Raw genomic sequence first — 18,212 nt, forward strand, 5'->3', positions numbered from 1 at the left:
AACAGCGTCGCGCCATGGCGTTGCGACAGAGCGCGCAACGCCTCACCCTGGGCCGCATCCAGACGCCGCACCACCCGCCCGCCCTCGGCGCTGCGCAGCCCCGTGCGCTTGCGCGTCACCGGCAGCTCCAGCACCGGATGCTCGTCGCCCAGACGCGTGCGCCAGTAGTCGAGTTGCGCATCCAGACGTGCCGCGTCGAGCCATTCGCGCTGCCACACCGCGTAATCGCCGTACTGCACCGGCAGCGGTGCGAGCGGCAACGCATCCATCTGCATGCCGTCGCTGGACGCCTGGTACAGCGTGGCGAACTCCCGCGTCAGCACCCCGATCGACCACGCGTCCGACACGATGTGATGCATCGCGAAGTGCAGCACGTGCTCGTCCGGCGCGACGCGCACCAGCGACACCCGCAGCAGCGCCCCATGCTCCAGATCGAATGGCCGGCGCGACAGCTGTGCCAGCAGCGACTTCAGTCTCGCGTCCACATCCGTGTCTGTGACCACATCCGATGTCGATGCCAGATCGTATTCCGCCCATTCATACGGCGTGCTATCGATCACCTGCCATGGCGTGCCGTCAACGTCCTCGAAGCGGCTTCGTAGCGACTCGTGACGCGCCGCGAGATGATCGAGAGCCCGTTGCGCGGAACCGATATCGAGTCGTCCGTCGAAACGGACCGCCGATACCATGTTGTAGCTCGCACTATCCGGCTCCAGGCGCCACAGGAACCACAACCGCTCCTGCGCGTAAGACAGCGGAAAACGTTCGCCGCGCGGCGCAAGCGGCACGATCGGCAGACGGCTCGCGGGGATGCCCCGCTCAGCGAGACGCGCGCGAAATACCTCGCGCTTCGGCGCCGGCAATCCGGCATAAGCCTTCGATATCGCCAGCATTTCGTCGGCCATTCCGTTCATCGTCTCGCTCATCTTTGCCCTCGTGGACCGGCTTCACAAGCCGATCTGATATCCGTGCCGAACCGCTATCGAAGCCGTTCGGCAGTGTGTTTTCCGCAGCCGCTCTTCAGGTAGCGCGCGCCACGCGCTCAACGTGTCGGTTCGACCGGCTGCCGGCGCTGTACTTCATCAGTTGTGTCATCCACGTCTGCTGCGTCCGCAGAGGGCTGCTGGAGCGTGCGCGGCACGCTCACGCCGGCGTGCTGGACCACGGCCTGACCATGCTTCGTTTGCGTCGTCGCATGACCCGCTGGAACAGACGGCGAGTCGGTTTTCGCATCGGCCTTACTTTCCGCCTTTGCCTGCGCCGCATTGCGCGCGCGGCGGCTCAGGAACGGACAGGCGTCCACCGCCGCAACATCGAGATCGTCGAGGAAGTACTGTTTCCATTCGAGATTGCCCGCGTCGCCGTAAAAGCCGAGATCCGGATGCGGCGGCACATCGTCCCAACGACGCAGACGCTCGCGCACCTGATTGCGCGCCTGACGCCCGATCACTTTGTTCGTGATGGTGTCGACGAACACTGCGCGCGGCTGGAACAGCAGCACCATGCCGGGACCGAGATTGCGGCTGTGGCGCTGGGCAAACGACGGACACGCGCACACCACGAACATCTGGATGCCGCCGAACGAAAACTCCCACTCCTCCTGCGACGGATCGGGCTGCTGGTCCGCCTCCGGGTCCGGGTCCTGATCGTGCAGAAACTGCAGGGTGTCCCAGAACAGATCGTGATACTCGTCGTGCGACAAAGGCTCGGCATCCGGCTCGAAGAAGATCGCGATGTTGTTGCGCCGGTACTCGGCACGCGCCGCGAGCGCCGCGAAGGTCGCCATCGTCGCGGGCAGCGTGCTGGTGTCCTTCTCGTTGACGAACGCGTAGAACATCTCGCCGCGCCGCTCGGCAATCGTGCCGAAGAAACACGGATACTCCGGGTGCATCACCTGGTCGCGCAAGGTCGCATACGACTTCGGCAACCACGCGGGCACATCGGTGAGCCCGAGCTGCGCGCCGAGAATCGTGCGCGAGCGCCAGTCGCTCACGCCGCGTGCTGCCGGGTCCTGCTGTTGGTCATCGAGCTCAGCGGGCATGGCCCTCTCCAATGAAGACTCAGACATGGTGTTTTGCATGTGGCGTAGTGCCGTTGTGCTGCCGTTATGCATCAGGCTGTGCGCGTCTCACGCCCGGTCCGCTGAGCAGCTCAACGCGCTTGCGTACGGAAATCGCGCGCAAACAGGGGCCCTCCGGCGTGCGCGAACGCATCCGTCGAGGGTCTCGGGTAAAACGAAAAATGCGATTTTTGCGGTGCCGGCTTGCCAATCCGCGCGGCACGCTATCGCATCAGGTCATAAGCTCAACTCATGACGTCACGGCTGTTGCAGCGGCCGTCTCTGTGGGAACTTTTGCAGCGGGCGCCGTGCCTGCGTTGGCCGGCACCGGGCGCGTATCGGGCGGCAATTCGGCGATCCATTCGTCGGGGATGATCGGCTGGTGATAGGTGCACTCGGCGGACGTCACGGTCGAGCCGTGCAGACGGCCATCGGGAATCAGCACCATGTCGCCGCGCGTCATTTGCAACTGCATGCCTACGTTGCCCCAGAAAATCATGTCGCCGCTTTCGATGACGACCAACCGGTGGTCGTTATGCACATGCGTCGTCGAACACATTTCGCGCGGCTCGACGAAGGTTTCGCGATCGATATCGGGCCGTTCGGCGTTGATACGCTGATCGATGCCCTTGGCAAAGCGCACATACTGGTCGATCGACGACAGCCAGCGCAGCTGTTCGCCGAGGTCCCAACGCGCGCGACTCGCGAGCTTGACGGCCGCGCCCCAGCCCTGACCAAAGCGATACCGCCCCTGCGTGCCGTAACGTGCTTCGAGCCGGGCGAGCGCGGCGTCGAAACGGGCAACGAGCGAGGCAAGCGGATCGGCGGCCGGGTTAATGTTTTCACTCCGGTTTGCATTCCGGTTCACATCCGGGTCCACACCTGCATGCGCCGCGCCGCGCGGCGACGGCGCAACCAGATGCGGACAGGCTTCGGCCAGCGCCATCGAAAACGCGAGCGCTTCGGCTTCGGCGGCGAAGGCGGCGCCCAGCAGCGCGAACGCGCGGTCCGGCCGCGAGCCGAAGGCGTACAGCAGGTTCACTTTCGCGAGGCTGGTCGGCAGGTAGAACTGCCAGTACGAATGTTCCCGACGCGTGAGGCCGGTAAATCCAGCGACGCGCGCGAGTAACGCGTCATTGGCGGCGCCATCGAGAATCGGACGGTGCGCGCTATCGATCGCGTCGAAATAGCCCGACGCCGCTGCGCGCCCAACCGCGACACGGCGCGAAGGCGCGAGGCTCCAGCGCTGGATCATCACGAAACGCAGCCCCTCGGGCAGATAGTCGTTGCGCATCAGCGTGCCGAATGCATCGCGCCAGAACGCGCTTTCCGCGTCGATGAATTCGTGCAGACTCGCCCGGTACGCCCGTGCGTCATGCTGCGGCGACGCTTCATCGCCGACGAACGTGAACGCATAGTTCTCGAGAAACGGCCGGATGCGCGCGCCGAGCACCTGATTGCGCTCGCTGTAATAGCCGTCGAAGCGCGCGAATTCGTCAGCGTCCGCGCTGCGCGGCAGTCGTGCGATGCCGGCTTCGTTGAGCGTCAGCAGCAATCGTTGTGATGCGAGCGACGGCAGACGGCTCACTGTTTCGGCCCGGATCGGCTTCTTGAACAGCAGGAAATCGAGGTCTTCAGGGCGCAACGGACGGCGGTAGAAATCGTCGTCCAGTTCGAGCTCCTCGACCGCCGCGCTGCGAAAACCATCGTGCGCGGCAAATTCACGGATCAAGGGAAGCATCTCTTCCCGACGATCGAGGTACGGCGAAAAATCAAAAAGCAGAGTTTGCTTGTCCACGCAGAATCTCCATGAAACGCACGTTGATTGTGTATCGATGACGCGGCTTCGTCAGGCGGCCGCTACGCGCCGTGCCGGCGTGCCGCGCTGCACGTGCGCTCCGGTCGCGCGGCACAGGCTCTCGCTCACGAGCTCAATCACCGCATCGCGGTGCGTGTTGATAAAAAAGTGATCCGCGTCGAGCGACGTCAACTGAAACTCGCCAGTCGTTTCCCGCGACCACGCGGACACGCTCTGCGGGTCGTCGTCGAGAATCGGATCGGCGGCGCCCGTGAACGCATGCACGGGACACTGAAGCGGCACGCGCGAGCGGTATTCGTATGAGCCGCACAGATGAAAATCGGCCCGCAGAAACGGCAGCACAAGCTCCATGAACTCGCGGTTCCTGAGCAGTTCTTCAGGCATGCCGTTGAGCGAACGCACTTCGTCAATGAACACTTCATCAGGACAACTCAACCAGTGCAGCTCCCGCTCCCGCCGCGACGGGGCCGTGCACGCCGACGCACCGAACCACACGGGCGAAACGCCATGGCGGGCCCTGATCGCATGGGCGAGTTCGATTCCGATAAGCGCGCCCATGCTATGGCCAAAGATCGCAAACGGCTCGTTCAGATGAGGCCGCATGTCTTCGACAAGCAACGTCAGCAGTTCAGGCCACAGGTGTATCGGCTGCATGTTGCGGCGCACGCCGCGGCCCGGTATATGCAGCGGCACCAGCCTGATCCAGGCCGGCAAACGTGAGGACCACTCACGGTAAATCGCGGCGTTACCGCCTGCATAAGGCAGACAGAACAGCGTCACGGTGCTGCTGGAGCCAACGGGCCGGGTCATACCGACGATCCTTAATGCGCGTGCGGCTGCACAGCTTCCGGCGCCGCGCCACTGCCATCCATTGCCCGGCGCAAGCTGGCCGGCCGCATGTCGGTCCAGTGCTCCTCGATGTAAGCGAGGCATTCAGCCTTCTTGCCCTGCTTGCCCACCGCCCGCCAGCCGCCCGGTATCTGCTTGTAGCCCGGCCAGATCGAATACTGTTCCTCTGCGTTGATCACTACCTCGAATTCAGCATTCTCATCATCCCAACTCATCGCAGCCCCCTGTCATTTCCGGCATGTCACACGCTGTCCGTCCACTATTCGACAGCGTCCTATACATTGCGCAACAAAACTCATTTCATTTCGTAAATGAGAACCATTCGCAAACGCCCGTGAAAGTTAGGCTGTGCGAGCCCTCTTGTCAAGATTTTTGACGAACTTTCGTATTGACCCATCTGCCGCCACAACCGCGACTCAACACCGCCGAAGAAACGACATGACCTCGTCTCTCCCCTTTTTTTGTCATTGCACATCAAGTCGCTTGTTGCGTAATGAGAATCGTTTATACTTCGCGGCGATATTTAGCCACTCCGGGCCACAGCGTGTTCAAGGTCCTTCGCGGTAACCATGTGGACGCATAGTAGAAAGCCTGCGTGACGAACTCGTTACCGGGTTTTCATTGAAAACCGAGCATCACGTCAACGCTCCGTGCTCATGCGCGGGCCGTTGACTGCTCCTGCCGAACCGTTCAATGAGACGAATATCCAGACGACATACACGAGCCGGCATTGTTGTGATTCTCATCTTGCTGATCGCACTGGGCGTCTGGGCATTTTTCCTTCGGGCCGTCGAACACGTCGATACCATCAGCATTGGCCGGGGCGATATCGAGTCCAGCGTCACAGCGCTCGGCACGCTGCAGCCACACAGCTATGTCGATATCGGCGCGCAGGCGTCGGGCGAAATCCGCCGCATCCATGTGCAGCCGGGCGACAAGGTCCACAAAGGACAGTTACTGGTCGAGGTCGATCCGAGCATCCAGCAGGCAAAGGTCGATGTCGACCAGTCCACGCTCGCGAGTCTGCGTGCGCAACTGGTCGGCGCCCAGGCCCAACGCGAACTCGCGCAGCAGCAGTACGACCGGCAACGGCGCATGGCATCCGAGGGTTCGACACGCGACGAAGACTTGCAGAGCGCATACGCCGCGCTGATGTCGGCTCGCGCCACGATCGATAACCTGCGGGCCCAGATCGATGGCGCGCAGTCGAACCTCAAAGGCGACGATGCGCAGCTCGGCTATACGCGTATCTATGCGCCGATGAGCGGTACCGTCGTCACGCTCGATGCACGCGAGGGGCAGACACTCAACGCAACCTATCAGACACCCACCATACTGCGGATCGCCGACCTGTCCACCATGACGGTGTGGACTCAGGTTTCCGAAGCCGACATCTTGCGGGTCAAGCCCGGCATGCCGGTCTATTTCACGACGCTGGGTTCGAGTGAACGCCGTTGGAACGGGACGGTCCGACAGATCCTGCCCGCGCCGCCGAACCAGGCCACGTCGTCCAATGGCGGCCAGCAAGGCAATCCGTCGGCGGCCACCCAGTCCGCGGGCAAGGTGGTGCTGTACACGGTGCTTTTCGACATTGCCAATGGCGACGCGCAACTCATGCCTCAGATGAGCGCTCAGGTCTTCTTCGTCGCGGCGAAAGCCCAGAACGTGATCATCGCGCCACTTGCCGCGATGGCGCCGACGGCTGGACAGCCAGGCGCATACACGGCTCGGATAGCGCTGGATGGCCATGTGGTGACCCGCGAGGTGCGGATCGGCGTGCATGACCGTCTGAGCGGCGAAGTCCTGGCAGGACTGAAGGCCGGCGACCAGTTGGTCACCGGCGTGCGCCGGACGCGGGCCATCGACGGGAGATTCCAGTGGTAGCGGCTGGCGGCGCGACAGCAGCAGGATCGGGTCCATCTCCGCTGATCGAGCTGCGGGACATCCGCAAGTCTTACGGTGGCAAGACCGAAGGTCCTGACGGCAAGCCCTTGCCGGCAGTCGACGTGCTGCGCGGCGTCAGCCTGTCCATCGCGGCGGGAGAGTTTGTCGCGATCGTCGGCGCTTCGGGCTCGGGTAAGTCGACGCTGATGCACATTCTCGGATGCCTCGACCGGCCGAGCGCCGGGCACTATCTGTTCGCCGGGCAGGACATCGCGGGTTTCAATGCCGATGAACTGGCCTGGCTGCGTCGCGAGGCATTCGGATTCGTCTTCCAGGGCTATCACCTGATCGCCACGGAATCGGCACGGGAAAATGTCGAGGTGCCCGCGATCTATTCCGGCGTGCCGGTCGCCGAGCGCGAAAAGCGCGCTGCGGCTCTGCTCACGCGCCTGGGTCTCGGCGACCGGCTCGGCCATCGCCCCAGCCAGCTTTCCGGCGGACAGCAGCAGCGCGTTTCGATCAGCCGCGCGCTGATGAACGGCGGCCACATCCTGCTGGCCGACGAGCCGACGGGTGCACTGGATTCTCGCAGCGGCGCCGAGGTCATGCTTTTGCTGGAAGAACTCGCCGAAGCCGGGCACACCGTCATCCTGATCACGCACGACCGCGAGGTCGCCGCGCGCGCGCATCGCACCATCGAGATCCGCGACGGCCAGATCATCGCCGACTCCACCGGCGGCCCGGTGTCGAGCGGGCGGGCTTCGCTGGATGCAAGCACATTTCTCGCCTCGATGGCTGACGCAGCCGCGCACACGGCATCGTTCATGGCCGACACGCATGAAGCGCTGCGCGCGGCATGGCGGGTTCTGTGGATCAACCGTTTCCGTACCCTGTTGACCCTGCTCGGCATCATCATCGGCGTGGCGTCGGTGATCGTCATGCTGGCCATCGGCGCCGGCACGGAACACCAGGTGATCGAGAAAATGGCCAGCTTCGGAACCAACCGGATGTACGTGATACCGGGCGGCGACAATCCTCGCGGACCGGGCGGCACCCTCTCCGAAGCCGACGCCGATCTCGTGCGCCAGATGCCCAACGTCAGCGCCTCGATGCCCTTTCTCCAGGGCAACGTCACCGTACGCTACAGCAACGTCGACGTGCAGGTGCCGGTATGGGCCGTGACGGAAGACGCCTCGCGCGTGCTGAACTGGAAGACCAGCCGCGGCATCTTCTTCACCGGCACGGATGAACACGATCTCGCCACCGTGATTCTGCTTGGCAAGCGCGTACGCGAAAAGCTCTTCGGCAGCACGGATTCCGTCGGCCACTATGTACTCGTCAACAACGTCCCCTTTCAGGTCATCGGCGAGCTCGAAGAAAAAGGGGCGACCTCCGGCGACTCCGACGACGACAACGTGGTCCTCATGCCATTTTCGACCGGTGGCCGCCGGATACTCGGCACGACGAACCTCTCCTGGATTTCAGTCCTTGTCGACAGGCTCGATCTTGCGGATCAGACTGCACAGCAAATCACCGATACGCTCGAAGGCAGTCACCATATCCGCGATTTTCAGGTATTCAATCGTGCCGCCTCGGTGAAAGCACAGACCGAAACGCAGAACACGCTAACCCTGATGCTCGGCATGATCGCGGCCATTTCACTGCTCGTGGGCGGCATCGGGGTGATGAACATCATGCTCATGACGGTCAGGGAGCGCACCCGCGAGATCGGCATCCGGATTGCGACCGGCGCACGCCAGCGCGACATTCTCCGGCAGTTCCTGACCGAAGCGACGCTGGTTTCCGGCATCGGGGGCGTTCTTGGCGTGGTCTTCGGCCTGCTGGTCGGCGCAAGCCTGATGGCCGCGCGTGTGCCCGCCATCTTCTCGGTGCGCGCCATTCTCGGCGCTTTCACCTGCGCGCTGCTGACCGGGCTGGTATTCGGCTTCATGCCGGCCCGCAAGGCCGCGCGCCTCGATCCTGTGATCGCACTGGCAAGCGAGTGACGCGATGAAACACTGGGTAATCGGCTTTACCGTTTTCGGATTGTACGGATGCGCGAGTCACGCGCCCGTCGACAGCGGCATCACCCCGCCCGCCACATGGCAGTATTCACCGGTTGCCGCGACACAGACCGGGCCAGCCCGGACAGACTGGTGGACCGGATTTGGCAATAGCGAACTAAACAGCCTTGTCAGGCAGGCGGACGCGAACAGCTTCGACATTGCGGCCTCGATCGCGCGCGTCGAGCAGGCCCAGGCCAGTGCGCGGATCGCCGGCGCCGCGTTGCTGCCCACCGTGTCGGGCTTTGCCGATGCAAGCAGGCAAGGCGGACTGCTCGTCAGCGACACCGAGTTGGCCGGCACGGCCTTCGACGTGGGTCTCGCCGCCAGCTACGAACTCGACTTCTGGGGGCGCAACCGTGCGCTTCGCGATGCGGCGCTCGCCAAACTTCGCGCCTCCGCGTTCGACCGCGACACCGTCGCACTCACCGTGAACGCGGACGTCGCCAACACCTGGTTGCAGACCGTAGCATTGCGCGAACGATATGGCATCGCCCGGGAAAATCTGAGGATTGCACAGCAGATTCTCGCCACCGTGGAATCGCAATTCAGAGCGGGGGCGGCAACGCCAATCGATCTCGCCCAGCAGCGTGCCCTGGTCGCCGCGCAGCGCCGTAGCGCCGCCCTGCTCGGCCAGCAGGCAAACGACAGCCAGGCGACGCTCGCCGTGCTGCTCGGCATTCCGGTTTCAAGCCTGCAGCTTTCGACGACGGCACTGGACGAATTGCGCATCCCCGGCATAGATGCGGGAGTACCTTCATCGCTGCTGGTCCAGCGTCCCGATCTCGCGCGCGCCGAAGCGCAGCTTCAGGCAGCCAGTGCGAACGTCACGGCCGCGCGTGCCGCCATGCTGCCGGGCGTCACCTTGACGGGTTCAGTCGGGTTCGGTAACGACCGTATTCGTACGCTGTTCGACAACTCCCTGTATAGCATCGCGGCTGGATTGACAGCGCCGATCTTCAGCGGCGGATCACTCGCAGCGGGCCGCGATCTCGCCGTCGCGCAGAAAGAAGAACTGCTCGCCAATTACCGGCAGGCGATCATCGCCGCGTTCGGCGACGTCGAGCGCGCTCTCAATGCGATCCAGGGGGTCGACGCGCAACGCGCAGCACAAGACGAGGAACTCGAGGAGGCGCGGCGCGCTCTTGAACTGGCGCAGAGCCGATATCGGGCCGGCGCCGAAACCTTGCTCGCCGTACTCGCCGCGCAGCAGACGCGATATCGTGCCGAGGATGAGAACATTCAGTTGCGGCTGGCGCGTTTGCAGGGCGCGGTGGCGCTGTTCCGGGCGTTGGGTGGGGGCTGGCGGGAGGATGAGGTGCGTGCCGGAACCCGGAGCCGATCGTAGCGGGTGATTGCGGGTGTCGGCGATTGCCAGGAGCACTTGCTGGCACCGGCCGCCGCACACAGAATCACGCGCCGCGCGAGCCTACTCCATGCCTTCAACTGCGCCCCGCCGCTGCCGGGCCTTCTGCGCGCACGGGAAGTTTTACGCCTTGCGGTAAAATCGGGTTTTGATTCAAGCCGTCTCGCCGCCCCATGTCTTCAGCTCAAACCCCCAGTCCCCGCCGCGTATCCGTCGCGCCGATGATGGACTGGACCGATCGTCACTGCCGCTCGCTGCATCGCGTGATATCACGCCATACGTGGCTCTACACCGAAATGGTCACCACCGGCGCTTTGCTGCACGGCGACGTGCCACGCCATCTGGCGTTTACGCCCGAAGAAGCGCCGGTCGCCTTGCAGCTCGGCGGCAGTGAGCCTGCCGACCTCGCGCGTTCAGCCAGGTTGGGTGAACAATGGGGCTATGACGAGATCAATCTGAACTGCGGCTGCCCGTCCGAGCGCGTGCAGCGCGGTGCGTTCGGCGCTTGCCTGATGAACGAGCCGCAACTCGTCGCCGATTGCGTGAAGGCAATGCGCGATGCCGTTTCAATACCGGTGACGGTCAAGCACCGGATCGGTGTCGATGCGGTCGAGGAATATGGTTTCGTGCGTGACTTCGTCGGCACGATCGCGGACGCCGGTTGCAATGTGTTCGTCGTGCATGCGCGCAATGCGATTCTCAAGGGCTTGAGCCCGAAAGAAAACCGCGAAATTCCACCGCTCAAATACGACTACGCGTATCAGTTGAAGCGCGACTTCCCGCATCTGGAGATCATCATCAACGGCGGCATCAAGACGCTTGATGAAGTGGAGACGCATCTTCAGCACGTCGACGGTGTGATGCTCGGGCGCGAGGCCTATCACAACCCTTATGTGCTGGCCGATGTCGATGCACGCTTCTATGGCGCGACGGATGCGCCACTCACACGCGAACAGGTCGAGGCGAAGCTGATCGAATACTGCGCGGCTGAAATGGCGCGCGGCACGTACCTGGGTGCGATCACGCGTCATGCGCTTGGCCTCTATCGCGGCGAAGCCGGTGCACGTGGATGGCGTCGCGTGTTGTCCGATAGCAAACGTCTGGCGGCGCGCGATCTGAGCATCTTCGACGAGGCAAGACAGCATCTGCGTGAGCCCGTCGAAATTTTTGAATAAAGGACTAGGCAAACCGGATTCTTGTTCGTATAATCTCGTTTCTTCATCGACGAGCCAAGTTTCTCAGCAATGAGTTGCTTAGCAAGTCAAGCAGATGTCAGTGGTGGCTGTAGCTCAGTTGGTAGAGTCCAGGATTGTGATTCCTGTTGTCGTGGGTTCGAGCCCCATCAGCCACCCCAAAGAATTCAAGCAGTAAAAGTTTGATCAAACGGCGTTGTGAGAGATCACAACGCCGTTTTTGTTTTTGCATCGCGGTTCATCAGGATCAGGGAGCACGCGCAGTCGCGTCGATTCATCAAGAAAAAACCCCGCGAAGCGAGGTTTGCAATTGGAAAGCAGCAAAGGGATCAAACCAGCCGCACTTCCAGGCGCCTGCCAAGAACAGCAAACGCGGACTCGACCATCTCGATCTTCGATGAATGACGGAAATTCAAAAGACGATCGACCTGTACCTGATTGACCTTCAATCGGCGCGCCAACTCCGCCTTACGCACGTTCTGCAGCAGCATTTCGTTTGCGAGCAAAACCTTCGAAGTTACGAGCGCAGGAAGCGTTACAACGCGCTGGCCGCGCTTTGCCTTAGACGGCAATGGGATGAACCGTTTCTCCGAAAAGTAGATCTCAAGTGCAGCCTCCAGTGCGTCGAGGGCTTGCACGGATGCATCATCTTCGTTCTCGCCAACGGTGATCGCTTCAGGCACGTCCGCAAACGTGACGAGGAACGTGCCATTGGAATCCGGCGTTAGCTCGATGGGGTACGACAACATTACGGTTCTCCAGTGTGACTGCTTCAGGAAAAACACAAAGCCCGCGAGTATCAGGAGAGGCCCTCTCGACCTCTCCTGCTCATTCATTTGATACCAAGCTGCCTCTTGATCGCCGCGACGAGATGGGTGCCCATTTCTTTGGCGCCGTGATCCGGAAAGATGGTTGTCTTGCCGTTGAGCGTAACCCGGTAGTGACTTGAACCGCTCCTGTGCTTTTCGAATGTCGCACCTTGTTTCCTCAGCCACTTCCTAAACTCGCTGTACTTCATGTTCCTCCTCTTGTTGAGCAAGACGAGGAAAATTACAACATAAATGTTGTACCAAAAAAACTAAAAACGCAACATTTAAGTTGTATGCAACGAGATGTAGATGGACCTGAACGGAAATTGCCGCGAGGCAATAGGCGCAGCACCAGTGGGCGCGGCGCCCCAAGAGATCGTTGGTGCAAGTCAGTGCACGTGCAGGGCGGGTTGCCGGCTCCTGCAGCGTCGAGCCGAACCAGGGCGACATCAGAACCCCACCAATAACCGCCCCGCCAACCCGGTCTTCAGCCACAAAAACCGCTTGGCTCGCGGGGTCGGACCACCGCAGAAGCCTGTCGCATATACCTCTGACGGATTATTTCAGTGGCGAGAATAGTAATTTCAGATTATCGGTACAAATTTTCAATAGTAGGGGTATACACTGCCTTCCATCGACGTTGCAGACACACCCCTACCGGCCCCTGCGACGCCTTCCTGAAATGAAATCGAAACTTATCGGAGTCACACCATGAAGACCAAGCTCATCGCCGCCCTGCTGGTTGCTGTTTCTGCCTCGATCGCCGCCCCCGCATTCGCTAGCGGCTACGGCCCGGCACCGTTCTATCGTCCGTCAGTCGGCGCGCCGGCTTCGCAACAAGGCCAAAGCGCACAAACGGTCGCAGCGGAACGCGCTAACGCCGAATCGAACTCATACGGTGGCGTGAACACGGTGTCGTCGCAATCGGGTACGCGTGCACCGGCTTCGTCGGGCCCGCAATCGGTTTTCTTCGGCCACTAATCTGTCGCTGTTGAAGGCAGCCGTTCACAAGACGGCCGCCAAACTGGGCGCCGCGCATGCAGCAATGCATGCCGGCGCCCAGTTTCGTTTACATGGCGACGGCGGCCGCGCCGTCGGGATCGAGCCCCGGCCCCTGCTTCGTCACGCCTCGCCCGGCTCCTCTTCCGGCGACTCGCAAAACCGGATCCGGTTACCGAACGGATCGACCGTCTCCAGCACTTTCCCCCACGGCACCTCTTCAACGCCCGGTTTCCCGTACTTGTAATCTTTGTGCTGAAGTTCGGCATGCAACGCGTCAATGCCCTGCATTGGCACGAAAATCGTCGAGCCCGGCGTCGCGTCGCCATGATGCTCGCTCAAGTGCAAAATCAGGTCGGAGCGGCGCACCTGCGCATAGAGCGGAAAATTGGCCTCGAAGCGGTGTTCCCAGTCGATGGTGAAGCCGAGAAAGTCCACGTAAAACTCTCTCGCCTTCTCTTCGGAGAAAATGCGGATGATTGGAATAGCGCGCGCCAGGTGCATAGCGATCCCCAACAAGTCGGTGTGAAACCGTCAGCTTAATGGAATGGGTTTGCCAGTTCCGGTGCCTACGGTTATCCGGTGAGACCGGCGTCGATCGTTTCGCGCGCCGCCTTGAAGCCCGCCTGCGCCGCGGCATGCTCCGTGGACCATACGGTGTCGATGTGGACAAGCCGCCAGTCGATCACCACCGCGTCATTGCGCAACACCCGAAAATGCGTCTTCACGCCCGTCAGCACCTGCTCGACCGCGACTTCGATGTCGTAGTCCTGATAGCGCTCCTGATAGTCGCCCATGTCGAGGCCCTTCGGCTCCATGATCGCCTCCTTGAGGGGTTCGGTGTTCGGGGTGAAATTCCGCGCGGCCATGCCTCTGCCCCGGGCCGTCGCTACGGCTCGTCAATATGGACTGGCAAGCCCTGCATCCGACGACTAGTCGCAATCGCCAGAAAGGTACTGCCGCCCGCTAACGGTAATCTCGACTTCGCCGCTGCCCACTTCGGCGGCAAGCCCGTTTGCCAGCAATTCCGCCGCGACGGACTGCGCAAACTTCGGCACGGGCTGTCCGACGCCGACATCGTTCAGGCGCCGCAAAGCTTCAACCGCTTCAGGGCTTAATGACTTCGACATGGCCGTCTCCGTCGTGACGCTGAATTTATCCTAGCAAGTTTCGCGGCCGGACGCAGGGACGTATCGAGGCTTGGGCGTTGTGTGGCCCAGGAAGGGTCGCCCGCGCGGCCAACGCGACATAGCGTTGACGCGCACGAGGATGTGAGGATGCAAGCGGCGGCGAAAGGCATAACCGCTGCAGCGGGACTTACAAACGCGCGATCGACACCTCTGTCGACTTCACCAGCGCGACCACTTCCGAGCCGACCTTCAGGTCGAGTTCGTCGACCGAACGCGTGGTGATCACCGAGGTGACGATGCCGAACGGCGTGTCCACATCGACCTCGGACACCACCGGTCCGCGGATGATTTCCTTGACCTTGCCTTTGAACTGATTACGTACGTTGATTGCGGAAATGGTCATATCGAGTGACTCCAGAAAAGCGATTGAAAACGGTCAGTCAAGGGATGTCAGACGGCCCAGCGGACGTCTGTCGGCCGCGTGAGGCGGCCCTCGTCACGTGTGTCGTAAGCGCGATGGGACAGCGCGTCGTCGTTCGGCGCCGTCTTCAGTACGCGTTGCAACACATGTTCTTCCAGCGCGGCGAAACCGGCCGATGCACGCGCCCGCGGGCGCGCCAGCGGTACCGGCTGATCGAGTGCGATGCGCCCTTCTTCGATCAGCAGAATCCGGTCGCCCAGCGCGACGGCTTCATGCACGTCGTGCGTCACCAGCAGCGCGGTAAATTGATGTTCGCGCCACAGCCGTTCGATCAGCGCATGCATTTCGATACGCGTGAGCGCGTCGAGCGCGCCAAGCGGTTCGTCGAGAAGCAGCAATTGCGGCCGATGCACCAGCGCGCGCGCCAGCGCCACACGCTGGCGCTGACCGCCGGAGAGCTGCGCGGGCCAGTCGTTGGCACGCTCGAGCAAGCCGACTTCGGCCAGCACGGCGCGTGCATCCTCACGCGCACTGCGGCCAAGGCCGAGCATCACGTTTTGCAGCACGCTCTTCCAGGGCAAGAGCCGCGCGTCCTGAAACATGATGCGAGTGTCGAGCGGCCGGCCGTCTTCGGTACGCTTTTCGAGCACGCCCGAGGTGGCCTTTTCCAGACCCGCGACGAGGCGCAGCAAGGTCGATTTCCCGCAGCCGCTGCGGCCGACGATGGCAACAAAGCTGCCGCGCTCGATCGACAGGTCAAAATCGGACAACACCTTGCGCTCGCCGTACTGCTTGCCGACGCCGCGCAATTCGACTGAATAGTCGGCGGATCGGCGCGCGTCGTTGCGTACCGATGCCCCCGCCGCCGAGGGCACGACACCCACGCGCTGGTCGCGCCGGCGATCGTGCGGCGGCTCGGCCCGATCGAAGCCGGCGGCTTCGTCCGCGTCGTGATCGACGGTGCGCGGCTGCGCCAGTTCGGCTTCGAGATCGCTGCCCGCGATGCCGCCGAACGACGCCGACAATGTGGTTGCGCTCATACTTTCGCTCCTCGTTGATAGGCCGGATGCCAACGCAGCGATACGCGCTCGAGACTCTTGGCCAGCACGTCGGCGAGTTTGCCGAGCCCCGCATAGAGCAGGATGCCGACCACCACCACATCGGTTTGCAGGAATTCGCGCGCGTTCATCGTCATGTAGCCGATGCCGGACTGCGCGGAAATGGTTTCGGCAACGATCAACGTCACCCACATCAGCCCGAACGCGAAACGCACGCCGACCAGAATCGACGGCAACGCGCCGGGCAGAATCACGTGCCGGTAAAGCGCAAAACCCTTCACGCCGTAGCTGCGCGCCATTTCGATCAGATTGGCGTCCACCGAGCGGATGCCGTGGAACGTGTTCACGTAGATCGGGAAAAACACGCCCAACGCGACGAGAAACACCTTGGCCTCTTCCTCGATACCGAACCACAGGATCACGAGCGGGATCATCGCCAGCGCGGGAATATTGCGGACCATCTGCACGGTCGAATCGAGCGCGATTTCGACGGGTTTGAACAACCCCGTTGCGAGGCCGAGCAGGAGCCCGATGCCGCCGCCGATCGCGAAGCCCGACACCGCGCGCCACGTGCTGACCTTCACGTCGGCCCACATTTCGCCGGACTGGATCAGCGACCACGCAGCCTTCACGACCGCGAGCGGCTCGGGCAGCACGCGCGTCGAAAGAATGCCGCTGCGCGCCGCGAATTCCCATGCCAGCAGAATCGCCAGCGGCGCGAGCCACGGCGCAAGATGCGCACCGATACGGCGCAAGACGGCAAGACTCGCGCCTGAATGCGCGCGGGCCTTGACGTCGGTACCCGCGCCTGCACTCACGTCCGCATTCGTGCCTGCATTGATCTCGACGCGGGCGCCGGGTTGAGTCCCGGTTTGAACCCCTTGTCCCGCGCTCACAGTAGATTGAGCCATGCTGATTTCCTCACTGCTTGACCGTTAGCCATGCTTGCCGAACCGAGCGGCGCGCTCAGCTCGAACTCGCCGCTTTCGGCAGATAGTTGTTGCCGACGATCTCGCCGAACGGCCCCGACAGCGGACCGCCCGCGGTCTTGATTTGACGGCCCGGCAGCAACGGGAACACCAGTTCGGCGAAACGGTAAGACTCTTCGAGATGCGGGTAGCCGGACAGAATGAAGGTGTCGATGCCGAGCGCCGCGTATTCGTTCATCAGCTCCGCCACCTGTTCAGGATTGCCGACCAGCGCCGTACCCGCGCCGCCGCGCACCAGCCCCACGCCCGCCCACAGATGCGGATATACCTCGAGCTCGGCGCGGCCGCCGCGCTTGCCGCCGTGCAATGCGGCCATGCGGCGCTGTCCTTCGGAATCCATCTTCGAAAACGAAGCCTGGGCACGGGAAATGGTTTCGTCGTCGAGCTTGCTGATCAGCTTGTCCGCGGCGGCCCATGCTTCTTCCTCGGTTTCGCGCACGATGACGTGCAGGCGAATGCCGAACTTGATCGTGCGGCCGCGCGCTTCGGCACGGGCGCGAATGTCGGTGATCTTCTTCGCCACGGCTGCGGGCGGCTCGCCCCACGTCAGATACGTGTCGATGTGATCGCCCGCGATGTCGTGCGCAGCCGCCGACGACCCGCCGAACCACAGCGGCGGATGCGGGTTCTGCACCGGCGGATAGAGCGCCTTGCCGCCCTTCGAGGTCAGATGCTTGCCCTCGAAATCGATCGCGTCGTTGGTATGCGCGGCGCTCAGCAGCTTGCGCCAGATATGCAGGAACTCGTCGGTGATTTCATAGCGCGTGTCGTGATCGACGAACACGCCGTCCCCTTCCAGTTCAGCTGAATCGCCGCCGGTCACGACGTTGATCAGCAGACGTCCATTCGAGAGCCGGTCGAAGGTCGCCGCCATGCGCGCGGCCAGACCCGGCGACGAAATACCCGGACGGATCGCCACCAGAAACTTCAGACGTTTGGTGGCGGCAATCAGGCTCGACGCGACGACCCATGCGTCTTCGCACGAGCGGCCGGTCGGCAGCAGCACGCCCTCGTAGCCGAGCGTATCGGCGGCGACGGCGATCTGCTGGAAGTAGTCGTAATCGGCTGCGCGTGCGCCTTGGGACGTACCGAGATAGCGGCTGTCGCCGTGAGTCGGAATGAACCAGAACACATTCATTTGCTGCTCCTGCTTGTTCGAAACTGGATTGAAGGAAGACCTGTACAACGACGATGGACGTTGCGTCGGGCGAAAGCGCACGCCGCTGGTCGCACACCACTAGCCGCGCGCCGCTGGTCGCGCACCGCTAGCCGCGCGCATCCATCCAGCACGGAAACCGGAGATGCAGGTGCAAGAAAAGACGGAAATACGGCGGTGAGGCGCGGATCAGTTCCGACAGCACAGCCACGAGCGCGCGTGCGTCATGGGGCAATTGAAGATCGGCATCAGGCAGGACATCGCGACGGCTTCCCTCGACCAAACGTGCGCGTGATGCGCTCGATTAAACAGGCGACGGCGGCAAACGCCGTCTGTATGGAGAAACAGTCTATGGATCGGGACCCGGCTTTTGAACGATTTTTTTTAGCTTAGGTTTTCCACTTTCGTGATTAGCCC

Annotated in this window: 19 protein-coding genes and 1 tRNA gene; 6 read left to right on the forward strand and 14 right to left on the reverse strand. The window is 62.4% G+C overall.

Translation table 11 applies throughout. From position 1 onward, the window contains the following. The 5 genes from BCY88_RS09220 to BCY88_RS09240 all read right to left on the reverse strand — a co-directional run. Positions 1 to 926 (reverse strand): condensation domain-containing protein (locus BCY88_RS09220; RefSeq protein ID WP_259461293.1); only part of this gene is annotated, 926 nt, incomplete at its 3' end. 116 nt (positions 927 to 1,042) lie between these two features. Next, entirely contained in the window at positions 1,043 to 2,041 is a 999-nt protein-coding gene (locus tag BCY88_RS09225; protein ID WP_120343970.1) for a YqcI/YcgG family protein, read from the reverse strand. A 268-nt stretch (positions 2,042 to 2,309) separates the two neighbouring features. Further along, on the reverse strand, positions 2,310 to 3,857 hold the full coding sequence (locus BCY88_RS09230) for a cupin domain-containing protein (RefSeq protein WP_259461294.1): 1,548 nt from the start codon (positions 3,855 to 3,857) through the stop codon (positions 2,310 to 2,312). A gap of 51 nt (positions 3,858 to 3,908) precedes the next feature. Beyond that, complete coding sequence (locus BCY88_RS09235; RefSeq protein ID WP_183081325.1) at positions 3,909 to 4,688, reverse strand: thioesterase II family protein; 780 nt, start codon at positions 4,686 to 4,688, stop codon at positions 3,909 to 3,911. 11 nt (positions 4,689 to 4,699) lie between these two features. After that, entirely contained in the window at positions 4,700 to 4,942 is a 243-nt protein-coding gene (locus BCY88_RS09240; RefSeq protein WP_120343972.1) for an MbtH family protein, read from the reverse strand. Positions 4,943 to 5,420: 478 nt separating this feature from the next. Between BCY88_RS09240 and BCY88_RS09245 the strand changes: the two genes are divergently transcribed. From BCY88_RS09245 to BCY88_RS09265, 5 genes are all read left to right on the forward strand, one after another. Then, the gene (locus tag BCY88_RS09245) at positions 5,421 to 6,611 is read left to right on the forward strand and encodes an efflux RND transporter periplasmic adaptor subunit (protein WP_120343973.1); all 1,191 of its coding nucleotides are present in this window, start codon (positions 5,421 to 5,423) and stop codon (positions 6,609 to 6,611) included. Then, on the forward strand, positions 6,605 to 8,617 hold the full coding sequence (locus BCY88_RS09250) for a MacB family efflux pump subunit (RefSeq protein WP_120343974.1): 2,013 nt from the start codon (positions 6,605 to 6,607) through the stop codon (positions 8,615 to 8,617). Before BCY88_RS09245 ends, BCY88_RS09250 begins: the two co-directional genes overlap by 7 nt. A gap of 4 nt (positions 8,618 to 8,621) precedes the next feature. Next, entirely contained in the window at positions 8,622 to 10,022 is a 1,401-nt protein-coding gene (locus tag BCY88_RS09255; protein WP_120343975.1) for an efflux transporter outer membrane subunit, read from the forward strand. 191 nt (positions 10,023 to 10,213) lie between these two features. After that, the gene (dusA, locus tag BCY88_RS09260; protein ID WP_120343976.1) at positions 10,214 to 11,215 is read left to right on the forward strand and encodes a tRNA dihydrouridine(20/20a) synthase DusA; all 1,002 of its coding nucleotides are present in this window, start codon (positions 10,214 to 10,216) and stop codon (positions 11,213 to 11,215) included. A gap of 103 nt (positions 11,216 to 11,318) precedes the next feature. Next, a tRNA-His gene (locus BCY88_RS09265) sits at positions 11,319 to 11,394 on the forward strand. A 168-nt stretch (positions 11,395 to 11,562) separates the two neighbouring features. Here the strand turns inward: BCY88_RS09265 and BCY88_RS09270 are convergent. Both BCY88_RS09270 and BCY88_RS09275 read right to left on the reverse strand, forming a co-directional pair. Continuing rightward, positions 11,563 to 11,982: a type II toxin-antitoxin system HicB family antitoxin gene (locus BCY88_RS09270; RefSeq protein ID WP_120343977.1), complete on the reverse strand. Its 420-nt coding sequence runs from the start codon at positions 11,980 to 11,982 to the stop codon at positions 11,563 to 11,565. Between the two features lie 83 nt (positions 11,983 to 12,065). Continuing rightward, a complete protein-coding gene (locus BCY88_RS09275; protein WP_120343978.1) occupies positions 12,066 to 12,251 on the reverse strand; it encodes a type II toxin-antitoxin system HicA family toxin in 186 nt (61 codons plus the stop codon). A gap of 502 nt (positions 12,252 to 12,753) precedes the next feature. On the opposite strand from BCY88_RS09275, the gene BCY88_RS09280 reads away from it, so the two are divergent. Beyond that, positions 12,754 to 13,023 carry a hypothetical protein gene (locus tag BCY88_RS09280; protein ID WP_120343979.1) on the forward strand — a complete coding sequence of 90 codons (270 nt, stop codon included), beginning with the start codon at positions 12,754 to 12,756 and terminating at the stop codon, positions 13,021 to 13,023. A 141-nt stretch (positions 13,024 to 13,164) separates the two neighbouring features. On the opposite strand, the gene BCY88_RS09285 is transcribed toward BCY88_RS09280, so the two are convergent. The 7 genes from BCY88_RS09285 to ssuD all read right to left on the reverse strand — a co-directional run bounded on the left by BCY88_RS09285 (position 13,165) and on the right by ssuD (position 17,777). Beyond that, positions 13,165 to 13,545, reverse strand: a complete 381-nt coding sequence (locus BCY88_RS09285; RefSeq protein WP_120343980.1) for a glyoxalase superfamily protein — start codon at positions 13,543 to 13,545, stop codon at positions 13,165 to 13,167. Positions 13,546 to 13,616: 71 nt separating this feature from the next. After that, the gene (locus BCY88_RS09290) at positions 13,617 to 13,859 is read right to left on the reverse strand and encodes a DUF6566 family protein (protein ID WP_120344123.1); all 243 of its coding nucleotides are present in this window, start codon (positions 13,857 to 13,859) and stop codon (positions 13,617 to 13,619) included. Between the two features lie 114 nt (positions 13,860 to 13,973). After that, positions 13,974 to 14,171, reverse strand: a complete 198-nt coding sequence (locus BCY88_RS09295) for a hypothetical protein (RefSeq protein ID WP_120343981.1) — start codon at positions 14,169 to 14,171, stop codon at positions 13,974 to 13,976. Between the two features lie 187 nt (positions 14,172 to 14,358). Beyond that, the gene (locus BCY88_RS09300; protein ID WP_028198179.1) at positions 14,359 to 14,574 is read right to left on the reverse strand and encodes a TOBE domain-containing protein; all 216 of its coding nucleotides are present in this window, start codon (positions 14,572 to 14,574) and stop codon (positions 14,359 to 14,361) included. Between the two features lie 47 nt (positions 14,575 to 14,621). Beyond that, positions 14,622 to 15,632 (reverse strand): ATP-binding cassette domain-containing protein, encoded by a 1,011-nt coding sequence (locus BCY88_RS09305; RefSeq protein WP_120343982.1) that lies wholly within the window; start codon positions 15,630 to 15,632, stop codon positions 14,622 to 14,624. Further along, positions 15,629 to 16,561, reverse strand: coding sequence for an aliphatic sulfonate ABC transporter permease SsuC (ssuC, locus tag BCY88_RS09310; RefSeq protein WP_259461295.1), 933 nt, complete (start codon positions 16,559 to 16,561; stop codon positions 15,629 to 15,631). Before ssuC ends, BCY88_RS09305 begins: the two co-directional genes overlap by 4 nt. Before the next feature lie 55 nt (positions 16,562 to 16,616). Continuing rightward, positions 16,617 to 17,777 carry an FMNH2-dependent alkanesulfonate monooxygenase gene (ssuD, locus tag BCY88_RS09315; RefSeq protein ID WP_120343983.1) on the reverse strand — a complete coding sequence of 387 codons (1,161 nt, stop codon included), beginning with the start codon at positions 17,775 to 17,777 and terminating at the stop codon, positions 16,617 to 16,619. Positions 17,778 to 18,212: the final 435 nt, after the last annotated feature.

The organism is Paraburkholderia fungorum, assembly GCF_003610895.1.
Lineage (GTDB): Bacteria > Pseudomonadota > Gammaproteobacteria > Burkholderiales > Burkholderiaceae > Paraburkholderia > Paraburkholderia fungorum_B.